Source organism: Tessaracoccus rhinocerotis, assembly GCF_007197885.1.
GTDB lineage: Bacteria > Actinomycetota > Actinomycetes > Propionibacteriales > Propionibacteriaceae > Arachnia > Arachnia rhinocerotis.
Genome location: NZ_VKKG01000001.1, coordinates 313,797 through 328,779, shown reverse-complemented (window position 1 = coordinate 328,779; position 14,983 = coordinate 313,797). Strand labels below are relative to the sequence as shown.

Annotated in this window: 15 protein-coding genes and 1 tRNA gene; all 16 read left to right on the top strand. The window is 69.9% G+C overall.

Annotated features, from left to right (window positions below; all coding sequences use genetic code 11):
* The first annotated feature begins 135 nt into the window (after positions 1–135).
* The 16 genes from rplU to FOJ82_RS01525 all read left to right on the top strand — a co-directional run bounded on the left by rplU (position 136) and on the right by FOJ82_RS01525 (position 14,940).
* Positions 136–444, top strand: coding sequence for a 50S ribosomal protein L21 (rplU, locus tag FOJ82_RS01595; protein WP_143936703.1), 309 nt, complete (start codon positions 136–138; stop codon positions 442–444).
* A gap of 10 nt (positions 445–454) precedes the next feature.
* Positions 455–712, top strand: coding sequence for a 50S ribosomal protein L27 (gene rpmA / locus FOJ82_RS01590; protein ID WP_143936702.1), 258 nt, complete (start codon positions 455–457; stop codon positions 710–712).
* Between the two features lie 106 nt (positions 713–818).
* Entirely contained in the window at positions 819–2,276 is a 1,458-nt protein-coding gene (gene obgE, locus FOJ82_RS01585; RefSeq protein WP_143936701.1) for a GTPase ObgE, read from the top strand.
* The gene (proB, locus tag FOJ82_RS01580; protein ID WP_143936700.1) at positions 2,266–3,330 is read left to right on the top strand and encodes a glutamate 5-kinase; all 1,065 of its coding nucleotides are present in this window, start codon (positions 2,266–2,268) and stop codon (positions 3,328–3,330) included. The genes obgE and proB overlap by 11 nt, the downstream gene beginning before the upstream one ends.
* A 39-nt stretch (positions 3,331–3,369) precedes the next feature.
* A complete protein-coding gene (locus FOJ82_RS01575) occupies positions 3,370–4,440 on the top strand; it encodes a tellurite resistance/C4-dicarboxylate transporter family protein (protein WP_246099688.1) in 1,071 nt (356 codons plus the stop codon).
* A 61-nt stretch (positions 4,441–4,501) separates the two neighbouring features.
* Entirely contained in the window at positions 4,502–5,146 is a 645-nt protein-coding gene (locus FOJ82_RS01570) for a hypothetical protein (RefSeq protein ID WP_143936699.1), read from the top strand.
* 10 nt (positions 5,147–5,156) lie between these two features.
* On the top strand, positions 5,157–6,398 hold the full coding sequence (locus tag FOJ82_RS01565) for a glutamate-5-semialdehyde dehydrogenase (protein ID WP_143936698.1): 1,242 nt from the start codon (positions 5,157–5,159) through the stop codon (positions 6,396–6,398).
* Between the two features lie 29 nt (positions 6,399–6,427).
* The gene (locus tag FOJ82_RS16100) at positions 6,428–6,565 is read left to right on the top strand and encodes a hypothetical protein (RefSeq protein ID WP_185975574.1); all 138 of its coding nucleotides are present in this window, start codon (positions 6,428–6,430) and stop codon (positions 6,563–6,565) included.
* Positions 6,562–7,218 carry a nicotinate-nucleotide adenylyltransferase gene (nadD, locus tag FOJ82_RS01560; RefSeq protein WP_246099686.1) on the top strand — a complete coding sequence of 219 codons (657 nt, stop codon included), beginning with the start codon at positions 6,562–6,564 and terminating at the stop codon, positions 7,216–7,218. Before FOJ82_RS16100 ends, nadD begins: the two co-directional genes overlap by 4 nt.
* A 9-nt stretch (positions 7,219–7,227) precedes the next feature.
* Positions 7,228–7,638 (top strand): ribosome silencing factor, encoded by a 411-nt coding sequence (gene rsfS / locus FOJ82_RS01555; protein ID WP_143936696.1) that lies wholly within the window; start codon positions 7,228–7,230, stop codon positions 7,636–7,638.
* A gap of 4 nt (positions 7,639–7,642) precedes the next feature.
* Positions 7,643–8,254 (top strand): histidine phosphatase family protein, encoded by a 612-nt coding sequence (locus FOJ82_RS01550; protein WP_143936695.1) that lies wholly within the window; start codon positions 7,643–7,645, stop codon positions 8,252–8,254.
* An 8-nt stretch (positions 8,255–8,262) separates the two neighbouring features.
* Complete coding sequence (locus FOJ82_RS01545; protein ID WP_143936694.1) at positions 8,263–8,799, top strand: DUF1697 domain-containing protein; 537 nt, start codon at positions 8,263–8,265, stop codon at positions 8,797–8,799.
* Positions 8,800–8,896: 97 nt separating this feature from the next.
* Positions 8,897–8,969: transfer RNA gene (locus tag FOJ82_RS01540), tRNA-Ala, on the top strand.
* 313 nt (positions 8,970–9,282) lie between these two features.
* A complete protein-coding gene (locus tag FOJ82_RS01535; RefSeq protein ID WP_143936693.1) occupies positions 9,283–10,758 on the top strand; it encodes a DUF3375 domain-containing protein in 1,476 nt (491 codons plus the stop codon).
* The gene (locus tag FOJ82_RS01530; protein ID WP_246099684.1) at positions 10,751–11,593 is read left to right on the top strand and encodes a DUF4194 domain-containing protein; all 843 of its coding nucleotides are present in this window, start codon (positions 10,751–10,753) and stop codon (positions 11,591–11,593) included. Before FOJ82_RS01535 ends, FOJ82_RS01530 begins: the two co-directional genes overlap by 8 nt.
* 2 nt (positions 11,594–11,595) lie before the next feature.
* On the top strand, positions 11,596–14,940 hold the full coding sequence (locus tag FOJ82_RS01525; protein WP_246099760.1) for an ATP-binding protein: 3,345 nt from the start codon (positions 11,596–11,598) through the stop codon (positions 14,938–14,940).
* The last annotated feature ends 43 nt before the right edge of the window (positions 14,941–14,983 follow it).

The window sequence follows — 14,983 nt, the reverse complement described above, 5'->3', positions numbered from 1 at the left end:
TCCCACCACGTAAAGTTGTCCATCGGTGCTTTTGGCTCCGCGGTTACCGCGTGCGGCCTGTGCCAAAGACGAAATCGGTCCTCACCAGGGGACGCTGATTCATGAAGTCATATGAGCTGAGAAGGTAGGTCAGGCGTGTACGCGATCGTGCGCAACGGCGGACGCCAGCACAAGGTTGCTGTTGGCGACATCCTGGACATCGATCTGGTGTCCGAAGAGGTCGGCGGTACCGTCAACCTGCAGCCCCTGCTGCTGGTGGATGGGGACTCCATCACCTCTGCAGCCAAGGACCTCGGCAAGGTCTCTGTGACCGCCGAAGTCGTCGGCCAGTCCAAGGGTCCGAAGATCCGGATCATCAAGTACAAGAACAAGACCGGTTACAAGAAGCGCCAGGGTCACCGCCAGCGGTACACCCAGGTGAAGATCACCGGCATCGAGAGCTGAGGTAGCTGAGATGGCATCCAAGAAGGGCGTTGGCTCTACTCGTAACGGTCGCGACTCGAACGCACAGCGTCTCGGCGTGAAGCGCTTCGGCGGACAGGTCGTCGGCGCGGGCGAGATCATCGTGCGCCAGCGCGGCACCCACTTCCACCCGGGCACCGGCGTCGGCCGTGGCAAGGACGACACCCTCTTCGCGCTGGTTCCCGGCGCCGTTGAGTTCGGCGTCAAGCGTGGACGTCGCGTCGTCAACATCGCTCCGGCCGAGGCCTGAGCACAACCGAACAGCTTTACCGGGAGGGGCAGCCTGATGGCTGCCTCTCCTTTCATTTGCGGCGGACGCGGTAGCGTTGTGCCGCAAGACTTCCCAGGAGGAACCCATGGCCATCCCGTCGTTCGTCGACAGAGTCAAGCTGACCGTGCAGGCCGGCAACGGCGGGCACGGTTGCGCCTCGGTCCGGCGTGAGAAGTTCAAGCCCCTCGGGGGTCCCGACGGTGGCAACGGTGGCCGCGGCGGCTCCGTCACGTTCCGCGTGGACGAGGCCGTCACCACGCTCGTGGAGTACCACCGCCAGTCCGTCCGGCGTGCCACCAACGGGCAGCCAGGCAAGGGGGACAACCAGCACGGCGCCAACGGGGAGGACATCGTCCTGACCGTGCCGCCGGGCACGCTCATCACCGACGCCGAGACCGGTACGGTGCTCGCGGACCTCACCGCCGAGGGTGAGGAGTTCGTCGCGGCGGCGGGCGGCCACGGTGGACTCGGCAACGCCGCACTGGCGTCGTCCTCCCGCAAGGCCCCCGGTTTCGCGCTGCTCGGCGAGGAGGGCGAAGAACGCCTGTTGCAGCTCGAGCTCAAGGTGGTCGCCGACGTCGGCCTCGTCGGGTTCCCCTCGGCCGGCAAGTCCTCACTGGTCGCCGCCATCTCGCGGGCCCGGCCCAAGATCGCCGACTACCCGTTCACGACCCTGGTGCCCAACCTGGGCGTTGTCGTCGCGGGCGATGTCACCTACACCGTCGCCGACGTCCCCGGCCTGATCGAGGGCGCCTCAATGGGCAAGGGGCTGGGCTTCGACTTCCTGCGCCACATCGAGCGCTGCCAGGCCATCGTCCACGTCATCGACCTCGGGACCTACGAGCCCGGCCGCGACCCGGTCGCGGACCTCGAGGTCATCGAGGCCGAGCTCGCCGCCCACGGCGGGCTGGAGGACCGCGTCCGGCTGGTCGCGCTCAACAAGATGGACCTGCCCGACGCCCCCGTGCTGGCCGAGATGGCCCGGGCGGAGCTGGAGAAGCACGGCCACAGGGTCTTCGAGATCTCCACCAAGACCGGCGAGGGCCTGAACGAGCTGAAGTTCACCATGGCCAAGATCGTCGAGGCGCGGCGGGCATCCCTGCCCGAACCCGTCGAGGAGCGCCCCGTACTGCGACCCAAGGCCGTCGGCCGCGTCGCCAAGGAGCCCGAGTTCACCATCGTCAAGAAGGGCGACGGCGAGGGCGGCTTCCTGTGGCGGGTGCGCGGCACCAAGCCCGAGCGCTGGATCCGTCAGACCGACTTCAACAATCCCGAGGCCGTCGGCTACCTGGCCGACCGGCTCAACCGCCTCGGCGTCGAGAACGAGCTGCTGCGCATCGGAGCCAGACCCGGTGACGCCGTCGCCATCGGCGGCGAGGACGCCGTCGTGTTCGACTTCGCCCCGCAGGTGGACATCGGCGCGGAGATCCTGTCCCGTCGTGGCGAGGACGCCAGGCTGGAGGAGGAACGTCCCGCCGTGACCAGGCGCCGTCGGATCGACGCCGAGTACCACGCCCGCAAGGCCGCCGAAGATGAGGAGTGAGGTCAGGAACGCCTCTCGGTTGGTGGTGAAGGTCGGCTCGTCCTCGCTGACCACGCCCGACGGGAACTTCGACGTCGAACGGGTGGAGACGCTCGCGGCCGAGCTCTCCGCACTGCACCACAACGGCTGCCGTGTGGTGCTGGTCACCTCCGGCGCCATCGCGGCCGGCCTGGCGCCGCTGGGACTCGACAAGCGCCCGGGAGACCTCGAGACCCAGCAGGCGGCAGCCGCCGTCGGGCAGGGGATCCTCGTCCAGGAGTACCGGCAGGCGTTCGCCAGGCACGACGTGCTGGTGGCCCAGCTGCTGCTGACCGTCGACGACGTGCTGCGCCGCACGACGTACCGCAACGCGCTGAACACCATCTCGCGACTGTTCCGGCTGGGTGTGGTGCCCGTCATCAACGAGAACGACACCACCGCGACCCACGAGATCCGGTTCGGGGACAACGACCGGCTCGCAGCGCTGGTGGCGCACCTGGTGCGCGCGGACGCGCTGGTGCTGCTCACCGACGTCGACGGGCTCTACACCGCGCACCCCAGCGAGCCGGGCAGCGAACTGATCACCGAGGTGGCCGACGTGGAGCGGCTCGCCGTCGACACCTCCCGGGTCGGTTCCAAGGTCGGCACCGGTGGCATGCGCACCAAGCTAGAGGCGGCGAAGATCGCCTCTCAGGCCGGCATCCAGGTCATCCTCGGCCACGCCGACCAGCTGCCCAGGATCCTCGCGGGCGAGGAGGTGGGCACGCACTTCACGCCCATCGGCAAGCGCCGCCCGCGTCGCCTGCTGTGGCTGGCCCACGCGGCGCGGACCCGGGGCTCGCTGCACGTCGACGAGGGCGCGGTCCGCGCGCTGCGGAACACCCACGCGTCCCTCCTCGCGGCGGGGGTGGTGCGGGTGGAGGGCGCGTTCAACGAAGGTGATCCGGTGGCCGTGGTGGGGCCGGACGGACTGCCGTTCGCGCGCGGGTTCGTGGCCTACGGGTCCGCCGAGCTGACCGGCCCGAGTGACCAGACCCGTGCCGTGATCCACAGGGACCGCCTGATCTTGCTCTGACGCTGCGGCGGGGGATTCGACCTCGCTACCCTCGCTGGTGTGACTTCAGCGCAGGAACCCCTTCTGGTCTCGGCGGTGCGCCGGCTCCCGCCCGGGTACTTCGCGCTGGTGATGGCGACCGGCATCATCTCGCTCGGTCTCGAACTCGAGGGCTTCCATGCTTCGTCGAACCTCCTGCTGGCGATCGCCACGGTGGCCTACGCGGTGCTGCTCGTCCTCACGGTGTGGCGCGCCGTCGGGTTCCCGCGCGACGTCGTCGCGGATTTCTCGGGGCCGCGCAACGGCTTCTCCTTCTTCACCTTCGTGGCCGGGACGAACGTCCTGGGAGCGCGGCTGGCGGCGGCCGGAGTGCCTATGGTCCCGTACGTGCTCCTGGTGGTCTCATTCCTCGCGTGGCTGGTGCTCGGCTACGTCATCCCGGGACTGGTGGTCAGCAAGAACCAGGGCGACGACATCCTCGCGGGGCTCAATGGCACGTGGTTCATCTGGTCGGTCGCCAGCCAGTCGGTGGCGGTGCTGGCAGCGTCGCTGGAGCCTTCGGCGGGGGAGTTCGGCAACGGGTTGTCGATCATGGCCGTGCTCTCCTGGGGGATCGGCGTCATCCTGTACGCGGTCATCGGGTGCGCGTTGATCATCCGCGTCCTGACACGCGGCATCCCGGTCGAGCAGATGGGGCCGCCCTACTGGGTGACCATGGGTGCCGGCGCCATCACGGTGCTCGCCGGCTCCCGGATCGTGGAGATGAGCGACACCGCCATGGTCAGCGTGATGCGGGCCCCGGTGGCAGCCGCGGCGGTGGTGTTCTGGGCGTTCGCGACGTGGCTGATCCCGGCGCTGATCGGCATCGGGATCTGGCGTCACCTGATCCACAAGGTGCCGCTGCGCTATGAAGCCGCGATGTGGAGCATGGTCTTCCCGCTCGGCATGTACGCGGTGGCGGGGATCTACCTCGGCAGGGCGGACGACCTTCCCATCGTGGGCTGGATCGGCGGCCGGTTCCTCTGGGTGGCGCTCGCGGTGTGGGCCATCATCCTGGTCTCGATGCTCATCAGCCTGTTCCGGGCGGCAAGCCGCCGGGACAATGTTGGCGCTGTACAACCGACGGCCTAGTATTGGGCGCAGCGGGTGTCCGGCCATCGCCGACCCGCGGGCACTCACCCTAAGGACCGCTGTGCTTGTGTTCGACATCCTCGGTTGGATAGCTGCCGGCTTCGGCATGTCCGCGGCCGTCCCGCAACTGGTGCGGCTCTGGCGCACCGGCGTCTCCGCCGGGCTGTCGGTGCTGATGTGGCAGATCACGGCCGGCACCACCGCCGCATGGGCGGCTCACGCGTTCTGGGTGGGCGCCGTCCAGATGCAGGTCCCCAACCTCGTGTGCGCCTCCCTCGCAGTGGCCATCCTGTGGTTCATCGCACGGGACCGCGGCACCAGCTTCCTGCGCAGCCTCTGGCTGCCGGCCGTCTCGGGGGTGCTGCTGTTCGGGCTCGACCTCTGGCTGGGTGCGGTGGTGTTCGGCCTGGTGATGTCGCTGCCGTCGGCCTACGCCCAGTTCAGCCAGTTCCAGTTCATGCGCCGCTCGCCCGACCTCTCCGGCATCTCGGTGCCGACGCTGCTGGTGATGATGGTCTGCCAGGTGTGCTGGGTGGTCTGGGCGTTCGGGGTGACCGAACGCGCCATGATGGTGACCGCCACGGTGATGCTGGTGCTGTGCACCCTCAACGTCGCCTACTACCTGCAGCGTCGCCTCCGGGGAACCGCGGGCCCCGTCGCGGCGGTGGTCGAGATGGCCCCCGGTGGCATCGAGGCCGTCGCCTAGACTTCGCGCCATGGACTTCAACACCCAGGCCCGCGCCGCGCGCGCAGCGAGCATCGAACTGGTCAGCCTCAACCGCGCCACCAAGGACGCCGCCCTCCACGCGATGGCCGACTCCCTTGCCGCCGCGGAACCGAGCCTGCTCGAGGCGAACGCCATCGACGTCGCCACCGCCCGCGGGAACGGTACGCCCGAGTCCATCGTTGATCGCCTCAGCCTCGACCCCGGCCGGGTGTCCGGCATGGTGCAGGGCCTGCGGGACCTCGCCGCGCTGCCGGACCCGGTGGGCGACGTGGTGCGTGGCTGGCGCCTGCCCAACGGGGTCAGGGTCACCCAGGTGCGTGTTCCCTTCGGTGTGGTGGGCATCATCTACGAGGCCCGGCCCAACGTCACCGCCGACGCCGCCGGCATCGCGCTCAAGTCCGGGAACGCGGCGCTGCTGAGGGGATCCAGTTCCGCCTTCAACACCAACAAGGCCGCCGTCGCCGCACTGCGCGCCGGGCTCGAGGGCGTCGGGATCAACCCCGATGCGGTCAACCTCGTGGAGGGTGGCCGCGAGGTCACCACCGAGATGATGCAGGCCCGAGGCCTCGTGGACGTCCTGATCCCGCGCGGCGGGGCGGGCCTGATCCAGGCGGTCGTGGACGGCTCGAAGGTGCCCGTGATCGAGACCGGCACCGGGAACACCCATCTGTTCGTCGACGCCTCCGCCGACCTCGACATGGCCGTGGACATCATGGTCAACGCCAAGACCCAGCGCTGCAGCGTCTGCAACGCCCTGGAGACGCTGCTGGTGCACCGGGACGTCGCCGAGGCCTTCCTGCCCAAGGCGCTGGCCGCGCTCGGCGAGCACGACGTGACGATCCACGGCGACGAGGCCTTCGTCCGCGCCTCCGACGACGTGCTGCCCGTCAAGCTCGAGGACTTCACCGGCGAGTGGCTCAGCATGGACCTGTCGGCGAAGGTGGTCGACTCCCTCGACGAGGCGCTGGAGCACATCCGCACCTACAGCACCGGCCACTCGGAGACCATCGTCACCTCGGACAGGGCGGCCGCCGACCGGTTCGTCGCCGAGGTGGACGCCGCGGCGGTCCTGGTCAACGCGTCCAGCCGCTTCGTCGACGGCGGCGAGTTCGGGTTCGGGGCTGAGATCGGCATCTCGACGCAGAAGCTGCACGCCCGTGGCCCGATGGCGCTGCCCGAGATGACCTCGACGAAGTACATCATCGAGGGCGACGGCCAAGTGCGCGCCTGATCCCGACCCGAACCGCTAAGATCCCCTTCATGCTTGCAACACTCTTGGAAACCACCGGTGCCGCCGGGCTGCCCAGCATCGCCGCCGGCATCATCGTGTTCGCCGTCGCCATGGGGCTGCTCATCTGGGTCACCGGCATGGGTTCGGGCCGGCCCAACACGAAGTGACCAGTACGCAGCTGCGGCGCGACCGCCTGCACTCTGGGGAGCGGTACCGCCTCGGCGTGATGGGTGGAACCTTCGACCCCATCCACCACGGGCACCTCGTGGCCGCCAGCGAGGTGGCCGCCAAGTTCGATCTCGACGAGGTGGTGTTCGTACCCACCGGAATCCCGTGGCAGAAGGCCAACCGCGACGTCTCGGCCGCCGAGGACCGCTACCTGATGACGGTGATCGCGACGGCGTCCAACCCGCGGTTCTCCGTCTCTCGGGTGGACATCGACCGGCCCGGCAACACCTACACGGTCGACACCTTGAAGGACCTGCGCGAGGAGCGGGGCCCGAACACCGACCTGTACTTCATCACCGGTGCCGACGCCGTGCGGCAGATCCTGACCTGGCGCGGGGCGGACGAGCTGTTCGACCTGGCACAGTTCGTCGGGGTCACCCGGCCGGGCGTCCCGATGACGGTCGACGACATAAAACACCTCCCCGGCGATCGCGTGACCCTGCTCGAGGTGCCCGCGCTGGCGATCTCCTCGACGGACTGCCGCGCGCGCGTCGAGGAGCGGGAACCCATCTGGTACCTCGTCCCCGACGGTATCGTCCAGTACATCCAGAAGCGCGGCCTGTACAGGCTCGCCGCTGACCCAGACGCATAGGAGAAGCCCTTGCCGATATCCGAAGAAGTCCTCACTCCCGTCCGGGCCGCGGCCCAGGCGGCGGCCGACAAGCTCGCCACCAACATCGTCGCGTTCGACGTCAGCGAGCAGTTGGCGATCACGGACGTGTTCATCATCGCCTCCGCCCGGAACGAGCGCCAGGTGGGCGCCGTCGTCGACGGGGTGGAGGAGGCCCTCCTCAAGGACGGCGTCAAGCCGGTCCGCCGCGAGGGGGACCGCGAGAACCGATGGGTCCTGTTGGACTACATCGACTTCGTGGTCCACGTGCAGCACACCGAGGAGCGCTCGCTGTACAACCTGGAGCGGCTCTGGAAGGACTGCCCGCAGATCGAGCTGGGGATCGACCTGCCGGAGCAGCCGGAGACCGACCCGTTCGAGGACGAGCTCGACAACTGGTGACGCGATGGTGAATCTGACGCGACTCGTCCTGCTGCGCCACGGCCGCACCGAGTGGAACCACACCGACCGCATGCAGGGGCAGCACGACGTCCACCTCGACGACGTGGGGATCGAGCAGGCGCACGCGGCCGCCCGCACCCTCGGCAAGCGCGACTTCCGGGCCGTCTACTCCTCGGACCTCGCCCGCGCTCGCGTCACGGCCGAGACCGTCGCCAAGGACCTCGACCTGCCCGTGGTGGTCGACCCACGCCTCCAGGAGATCCACATGGGCTCCTGGAGCGGCAAGACCCGCGCAGAGGTGGAGGCGGAGTTCCCCGACTTCGCGCGCCTCTACTGGGAGGGCAAGGACTTCCGCCGTTCCCCGGAGGGGGAGACGATCGCCGAGATGGTGGAGCGGGCAATGCCCGCACTGACGGAGATCATCCAGCGCCACGAGGGCCACGACGTGCTCGTCGTCGGCCACGGCTTCATGCTGTCCCAGATAGCCCAGCACCTGGTGGGGATCAGGGCGGAGTCCCGCATCCTCGGTGGACTGTCCAACGCCCACTGGACCGAGCTGGGGATCGCCGCCGACGGCAACGCCTGGATCATCGGCCACAACGTCGCCCCGCAGTAGCCGGCAACATGGCGACCCACCTCGCGTTCCTGAGGGCGATCAACCTGGGGAGGAACCGCAAGTTCCCGAAGGCCGACATCCTGCGCGTCGTCGGCGAGGCCGGTTTCACCGAAGCCGAGACCCACATCAACACCGGCAACGTCCGTCTCAACACGTCGATGCGCTCGATCCGTCGGATCGAGGAGGCGCTCGAGCGGGCCTTTCTGGCCGATCGCGGGTTCGAGGTACCGACCATCGTGTTCCGGCCTTCGGAGTTCGCCGAGATCGTCCGCGTCGGCGCGGAGGTGGCTGCCGGGAACGAGGGGATGACCAGGCACTACGTCGAGCTGCTGCGCGACGGAATGCCTCCCGCCGATGCCCGCGCGGCCGAGGCCCTCAGCAGCGGGGACAATCGGATCGTGGCCCGTGGCCGGGCGATCCACGTCCTGCTCGGCCCGGATGCCCAACCGGGCGCCGCGGTGCCGGCGGCCGTCGCGCGGAGGATCGGGACCTCCACCAACCGCAACTTCAACGTGGTCAGGACCATCGCCCACAAGTGGTGCTGACGGGTCGCATGCCGGGCCGGCGGGCCCACAGCTCCAGTTGGCGGTGGCGGACAACCATGCGCTAGCATTACCGAGCCCACTCCACGAGCGGGTGACTGGGGCTATGGCGCAGTTGGTAGCGCGCTTCCATGGCATGGAAGAGGCCAGGGGTTCGAATCCCCTTAGCTCCACAGTTGGTTGGATCAGAACCCTGCCTCCGCGACCGCGGGAGAAGGGTTTCTTCGCATTGTCACGAGCGGATTGCGGCGCACCAGATGCGCCATCCCGGCTCGCCGTCGACCCGACACGCCGCACCAAATCGCCGCGGAGGGGGCCGGCCACCCCTGCCCTGAATCCGTGCGGCGTGTCGGGTCGGGGCCGGGCCGCGAGGGCGCCGCTCCTGCCTCGGCCGATGTCCGGGATCGAACGACAGCGTCGTCGCGCGCTGGTTCGCGCTGGCCGCCAATTGGAGGACCCGAGCGGGCTCCCACTAGTCTTGGACGAATGACGAACAGCCGCGCCGAAGCCGCCTATCGTCGTTCCGTCGCAGCGTTCAGGAACCCCACGCTCGAACTCCTCCACGGCCGTCAGGCCCCCTTCGTGGTCACGGCACTGTCGATGGTGTTCACCGCGGATCGGCCGGCTGTGACGATCGCGGACGCCCACGCCGAGATCGGGGAGGCCATCGAGCAGCTCCGTGCCGCCGGGTTCGACGACGACGAGCACAGGCTCCCCACCGGTTCTGCCCGTGAGGTCTGCGGCCAGTGGGTCAGGCTCGGCTGGCTCGTGCGCCAGATCGACGGCGAGGCCGAGGTCTACCGGCTCTCGGCCCACGCAGTCGGCGCGCTCGAGATCGCCGGCCGCACGAGCGGGGGAGGGGCCCGGGTCTCCAGCTCCCGCGTCCGCACGCTCCTCGACGCCGTCGAGCGGCTCGCCAACGACGCCGAGACCGATCCCGCAGCCCGCCTGGCCCGGCTGCAGGCCGAGCGCGCTGCCCTCGACTCCGAGATCGACCGACTCCTGGCGGGCGGGGTGCCCGAACCCGTCGACGACGAGCAACTCATCGAGGAGTCGGAGAACGTCCTCCACCTCGCCCGGGAACTGCCCGCCGACTTCGCGCGCGTCGCCGAGTCCATCAAGGCGATGCAGCGCGACGTCGTCTCCGACCTCCGGCAGGACATCCGCCCCACCGGCGAGGTGCTGCGGGAGTACCTCCAGCGCGGCCAGCACGTCATGGAGGCCACCCCCGAGGGTCGGGCCTTCGCGGGTGCCCTGCGCCTGATCGGAAGCCCGGAGCACATCGACCAGCTCGCCACCCAGCTCCACTCCGTCCTTGTGCAGCCGTTCGCCCAACTGCTCGATGCCGAGCAACGGGGCGAGCTCCGGGCCATCGGCCGCCGCGTGGAGCAGGGCGTGCAGGAGGTCCTGACCGCGCAGCGTCGGGCCTCCCAGGTGATCACGGCGCAGGTCCGCACCCACGACCCGGTCCGGGACCGCCAGGTCGATGACCTCCTGCGCGACGTCATGGCGGGCCTGCAGGCCTGGATGGGCAACGGGGGACGCGGCAACGACCCGGTCGACCCCCTGCGCAGCTTCCCCGTCGCCGACGCCGGCCACCTGCGCCAGTCCGTCAGCGACATCCGGCCACCGGGCGCCCCCGCACCGCTGGGCGACGCCGACGACGTCGAATTCGTGGACACGGACACCAGGAACTGGGGAGGCCCCCACTACCGGGAACTCGAGGCCCACCTCGCCGGGCTGGGGGAGAGCTTCGACCTGGGGTCCGCCTTCGAGGACGCCCCCGCCGGTACCCGCCGCCCCGTCGACCTCCTCGGGCTGCTCGAGATCGCCCACCGCAACGGCATGACCGAGTCCGACGACGTCTCGGTCGCCCGTGCCGTCCGCCCCGACGGCACCACCCGACGCTTCGCCTTCGGCGCCGTCACCGCGCGCACCACCAGGGAGGACCCCCTTGACTGACACCACGACCGCAGACGCGTCCACCGACGAGGGTGCCGACGGGCCCTTCATCCGACCCGTAGCCATGGAGGACGACCCCGACGAGCTGTTCGCCGGCGACCGCGGTGTCCTCGACCACGACGTTCGCCGAGCCCTCGTGCGGCTCCTGCAGCGCCGCTTCCTCCAGCGCGAGCGCCACCGGGATGACTGGAAGACGCTGGTCGACAACCAGCAGGTGATCGAGTCCCGCCTCAACGACCTGTACGTGCGCCTCGTCGTCGACCACGACCGCGGCGTGGCCTACAAGAAGCAGGTCCGCTCCGACGAGCTCGAGGTCCCGATCCTGCTCAAGGATGAGGCCTACACCCGCGCGGAGACCCTCGTGCTGGTGCACCTGCGCACCATCTACCAGCGCGAGTCGACGGCCGGTGAGCGCGCCGCCCGCGTCGACGTCGAGGACGTGGAGCAGACCGTGCTCACCTACTTCGCGGAGTCCGACGGCGACGTCCTGCGCCGCCAGACCCACATCCGCAACGCCTTGGCCCGCCTCCGCAAGGAGGGCATCATCGACGAGGAGTCGGAGGGCCGGTACCGGATCAGCCCACTGGTGGAGATCGTCCTCAGCTCCGAGCGCCTGCTCGAGCTCAGCGCGTGGTTGCGCGAGCAGACGGCACGCGGCTCCGGGGTGAGCGACGCCGACCTCGCCCACGCGGACGACGCCGACGACGAGGACGAGGAGACCGGCGTGGTCGACCTCGCCGACCCGCAGGAGAGCGACGTCACCGACGGGGAGGCGACCGGCGAGGCCGGAACCACCGACGACGACGCGAACGAGTACCAGGAGAACCTGCTGTGACGATGCTTGACACCCTGTTCGGGCTCATCCCTGCCGCCTCCCGCGGGCAGCAGTGGGTCGCCGAGGAACTGCAGCTGGTGAACTGGGGCGGCTACGACGGCCCCCACCGGGTGCGCTTCTCACCCACCTCGACGCTGCTGTGCGGTGGTTCGGGATCCGGCAAGTCCACCCTGATGGACGCCTACATCGCCCTGATGATGCCGCACACCACCCCCTTCAACGGCGCGTCCAACGGCGGCGTCGTCGGCAGGCCCCGCGGCACCGACCAGCGCAACATCCTCTCCTACGGCCGGGGCAAGCTCGACGAGGCTCGCACCGAGACCGGCACCACCAGGACCCGCGTGCTGCGCGGCGACGGTGCAGACACCTGGACCGCGATCGCCATGACCTGGGCGGACCACGACGGCTCCCGTTTCACTGCCGTGCGGGCCTGGTACATCCCGGCCTCGGCCCGCGTCCTGGAGGACACCGTGAGGGTGCGCGCCACCGTCGACGGCCCCTTCGACCTGTTGGCCCTCGAGCAGGCCGCGGGCCGCCGCCTGACGGATTCCGCCGTCCGTGCCACCGGCCTGGACACGGTTCCCACCGATCGTGAGTTCTCCGCACGCCTGCACTCGGTGCTGGGCATCGGTGCGGCGGGAGCCGGGACCAAGGCCATGAGCCTGCTCGCCCGGATCCAGGCGGGGCAGCAGATCACCACCGTCGACGAGCTCTACAAGCGAATGGTGCTCGAGGAGCCCGAGACGCTCGCGGCCGCCGACGCCGTCGTCGAGCACTTCGACGGTCTGGAGAGCACCCGCGAGCGGATGCTGACAGCCCGCAAGCAGGTCTCGACCCTCGAGCCCGTCCGGGACCTGCGCACCCGGATGGCGGCAGCCGCCGAGCGGCTGCGGGTCATCGACGAGGTGGGGCAGTTCAGTGACCCTTCGTCACTGGCCAGCCTGTGGCGGGCCGGGCGTCGCCTGGACCTGCTGCGCGAGGTGGAGACCGAACTGCGTGACCGCAAGCAGGCCGCCGACGCGGCAGTGGCCGAGAAGGAAGCCCTCGCCCGCGCCGCGGAGGACGAGCGTGACGGCCTGACCGACGTGCTGCGCGCCTCCGGTGGGGACCGGCTCGAGACCGCCCAGCGCGAGCTCCGGGAGGCCGAGCGCCGCCTCGAGCAGGTGCAGGGGAACCGGGACAAGCTCGAGCGCTCCCTCGAGGTGCTGCAGGCCGACGTCCGCAGCGCCAAGCAGTTCAACGCGCTGGCCGAGCGTGCCCGGGTCAGCCTCCACGACGTCGACGCGAAGGCCAGCGCCCGAGACGCCTACGCGGCAGCCATGGCGGCGAGGGGGCGACTCGAGGCGGAGGTCGCCGAACTGCAGGCGGAGCACCGCCAGGCCGAGGGGCGCCGCGACAACGTGCCCGAACACCTGCACCGCGCCCGCGAGGTCCTGGCCAGGGCCGCCGGGCTCAGCGCCGAGGACCTGCCCTTCGTCGGTGAGCTCATCGAGGTCCGCACCGAGTTCGAGCCCTGGCGCGAGGCGTTCAACCTGGCTCTCGGCGGCTTCGCAACCACACTGCTGATCGACGCCGAGGACGTCGCAGGATTCCGGGCGGCGATCAACGCCACCCGGGTGCCCGTGCGCCTCAACTACGAGGGCGTGCCCACCGGCATGACCATCCGCGAGCTGCGCGACGACAGGATCCTGCCCGGCAGGCTCGACTTCCGGCGGACCAAGTTCACCGGGTGGCTCCAGGAGCGGCTCGAGGAGCGATTCGAGTTCGTGTGCGTCGACAACCCCGGGGAGCTGAACCGGCATCGCAAGGCCCTGACCATCACCGGCCAGGTCTCGCAGGGCAACCGCGGCGCCCACGGCGGACAGGGCCGCGCCAACGTCCTCGGCTTCTCCAACCAGCGCCGCCTCGCCGACCTCGCCGCCCACATCCAGGACGCGCGCGTCAGGCTGCTGGACGCGATCGAGGCAGTTGACAGGGCCGAGGCCGCCCTGGACGCACTCGACGACCAGCGAACCGCCTACCAGGGCGTGTTGGCCTTCGGCTGGGAGCAGGTGGACGTCGACGGCGTGGAGGCCCAGCGCGACCGCTGGCTGGGTGTCATCGACGAGGTCACCCAGGGCAACCCCAGGATCGCCAGCATCCAGGCCCAGATCAAGAAGGCCCGAGCCAGGATGAGCGCGCTCAACCAGGACATCGGCCGCGCCATGGAGAACCGCGACGCCGTCCAGGAGCACTGGGCCAGGGTGATGGACGAGGTCGACGAGGCCGGTGCCATCCTCGAGGAGGCCGAGGAGCAGGAGCGGGAGCTCGGTGAGCAGCAGGCTGCCTACCTCGACGCCCAGTTCGCAGTCCCGGACGAGCAGCGGGGGGAGCGGCCGTCGGAGGACCTCGCACGCTTCGACGCCGCGCTGGCCATGGCTTCGCAGCGGCTCGACGCCGACCGCGCCGCCGCCCAGGAGACCCTCGTGGAACAGCGCGAAACCCTTCGGCGGACGCTCACCACGTTCCTGGACCGCTGGCCCAACCCGAACCTGCTCCCCGACCCCGACAACTCGGTGGGAGACTTCGAGCGCATCCTCGAGGACTTGGAGGCCAGCGGCCTGCACGAGCTGGAGAAGGAGTGGCGCGACTCGCTGCTCAAGCTCTCCGGCAACGACCTCACCAACCTCGACTCCACCCTGGGCCGGGCGCTGCGGGAGATCCGCGAGCGGATCGAGCCGATCAACCAGATCATGGCCGACCTGCCGTTCTACGACGACCACCACCGCCTGCAGATCATGACCCGCGAGAACCAGTCGGCGGTGCGGCAGCGCTTCCGCAAGGAACTGCGCGAAGTTCGAGGCCTGATCGAGGCCGCGAGCACCGACGAGGAGCGCGAGTCGGTCTACCACCGGATGGCGAGGCTCATCAACAGGCTGCGCCGCTCCGCCCCCGACTTTGCCGACCTCGTCGACGTGCGCAACCACGTCCGCGTGTCGGCCGAGCGCGTACGGGCGAGCTCGGGCGAGCACGTCTCCCTCTACGACCACATCGGCGAGAAGTCCGGCGGCGAGTCGCAGGAGCTGATCGCCTTCATCGTCGGCGCCGCGCTGCGCTACCAGCTGGGAGACCCCGGCTCGGAGCGCCCCCGCTACGCCCCGGTGTTCCTCGACGAGGCGCTCATCAAGGCCGACGCCCACTTCACCCGCCGCGCCATCGGCGCCTGGCGGGGCCTCGGGTTCCAGCTGGTCATCGGCGCCCCGAACGACAAGTACAGCGCCATCGAGCCGCACGTCGAGGTGGAATACGACATCCTGAAGGACACCCGCGGCCGCTCGTGGGCCAAGCCGAAGGTGGCCCTGCCCTGACGCCCCTTTGGCCTGAGGCTCTGGGCACCCCGGGGCCGGTAGC

Excerpts from the sequence above, each read along its gene's own strand:
- rpmA (WP_143936702.1), top strand. The coding sequence starts at position 455 with ATGGCATCCAAGAAGGGCGTTGGCTCTACTCGTAACGGTCGCGACTCG.
- obgE (WP_143936701.1), top strand. The coding sequence starts at position 819 with ATGGCCATCCCGTCGTTCGTCGACAGAGTCAAGCTGACCGTGCAGGCC.
- proB (WP_143936700.1), top strand. The coding sequence starts at position 2,266 with ATGAGGAGTGAGGTCAGGAACGCCTCTCGGTTGGTGGTGAAGGTCGGC.
- FOJ82_RS01565 (WP_143936698.1), top strand. The coding sequence starts at position 5,157 with ATGGACTTCAACACCCAGGCCCGCGCCGCGCGCGCAGCGAGCATCGAA.
- FOJ82_RS16100 (WP_185975574.1), top strand. The coding sequence starts at position 6,428 with ATGCTTGCAACACTCTTGGAAACCACCGGTGCCGCCGGGCTGCCCAGC.
- FOJ82_RS01550 (WP_143936695.1), top strand. The coding sequence starts at position 7,643 with ATGGTGAATCTGACGCGACTCGTCCTGCTGCGCCACGGCCGCACCGAG.
- FOJ82_RS01545 (WP_143936694.1), top strand. The coding sequence starts at position 8,263 with ATGGCGACCCACCTCGCGTTCCTGAGGGCGATCAACCTGGGGAGGAAC.
- FOJ82_RS01535 (WP_143936693.1), top strand. The coding sequence starts at position 9,283 with ATGACGAACAGCCGCGCCGAAGCCGCCTATCGTCGTTCCGTCGCAGCG.
- FOJ82_RS01525 (WP_246099760.1), top strand. The coding sequence starts at position 11,596 with ATGCTTGACACCCTGTTCGGGCTCATCCCTGCCGCCTCCCGCGGGCAG.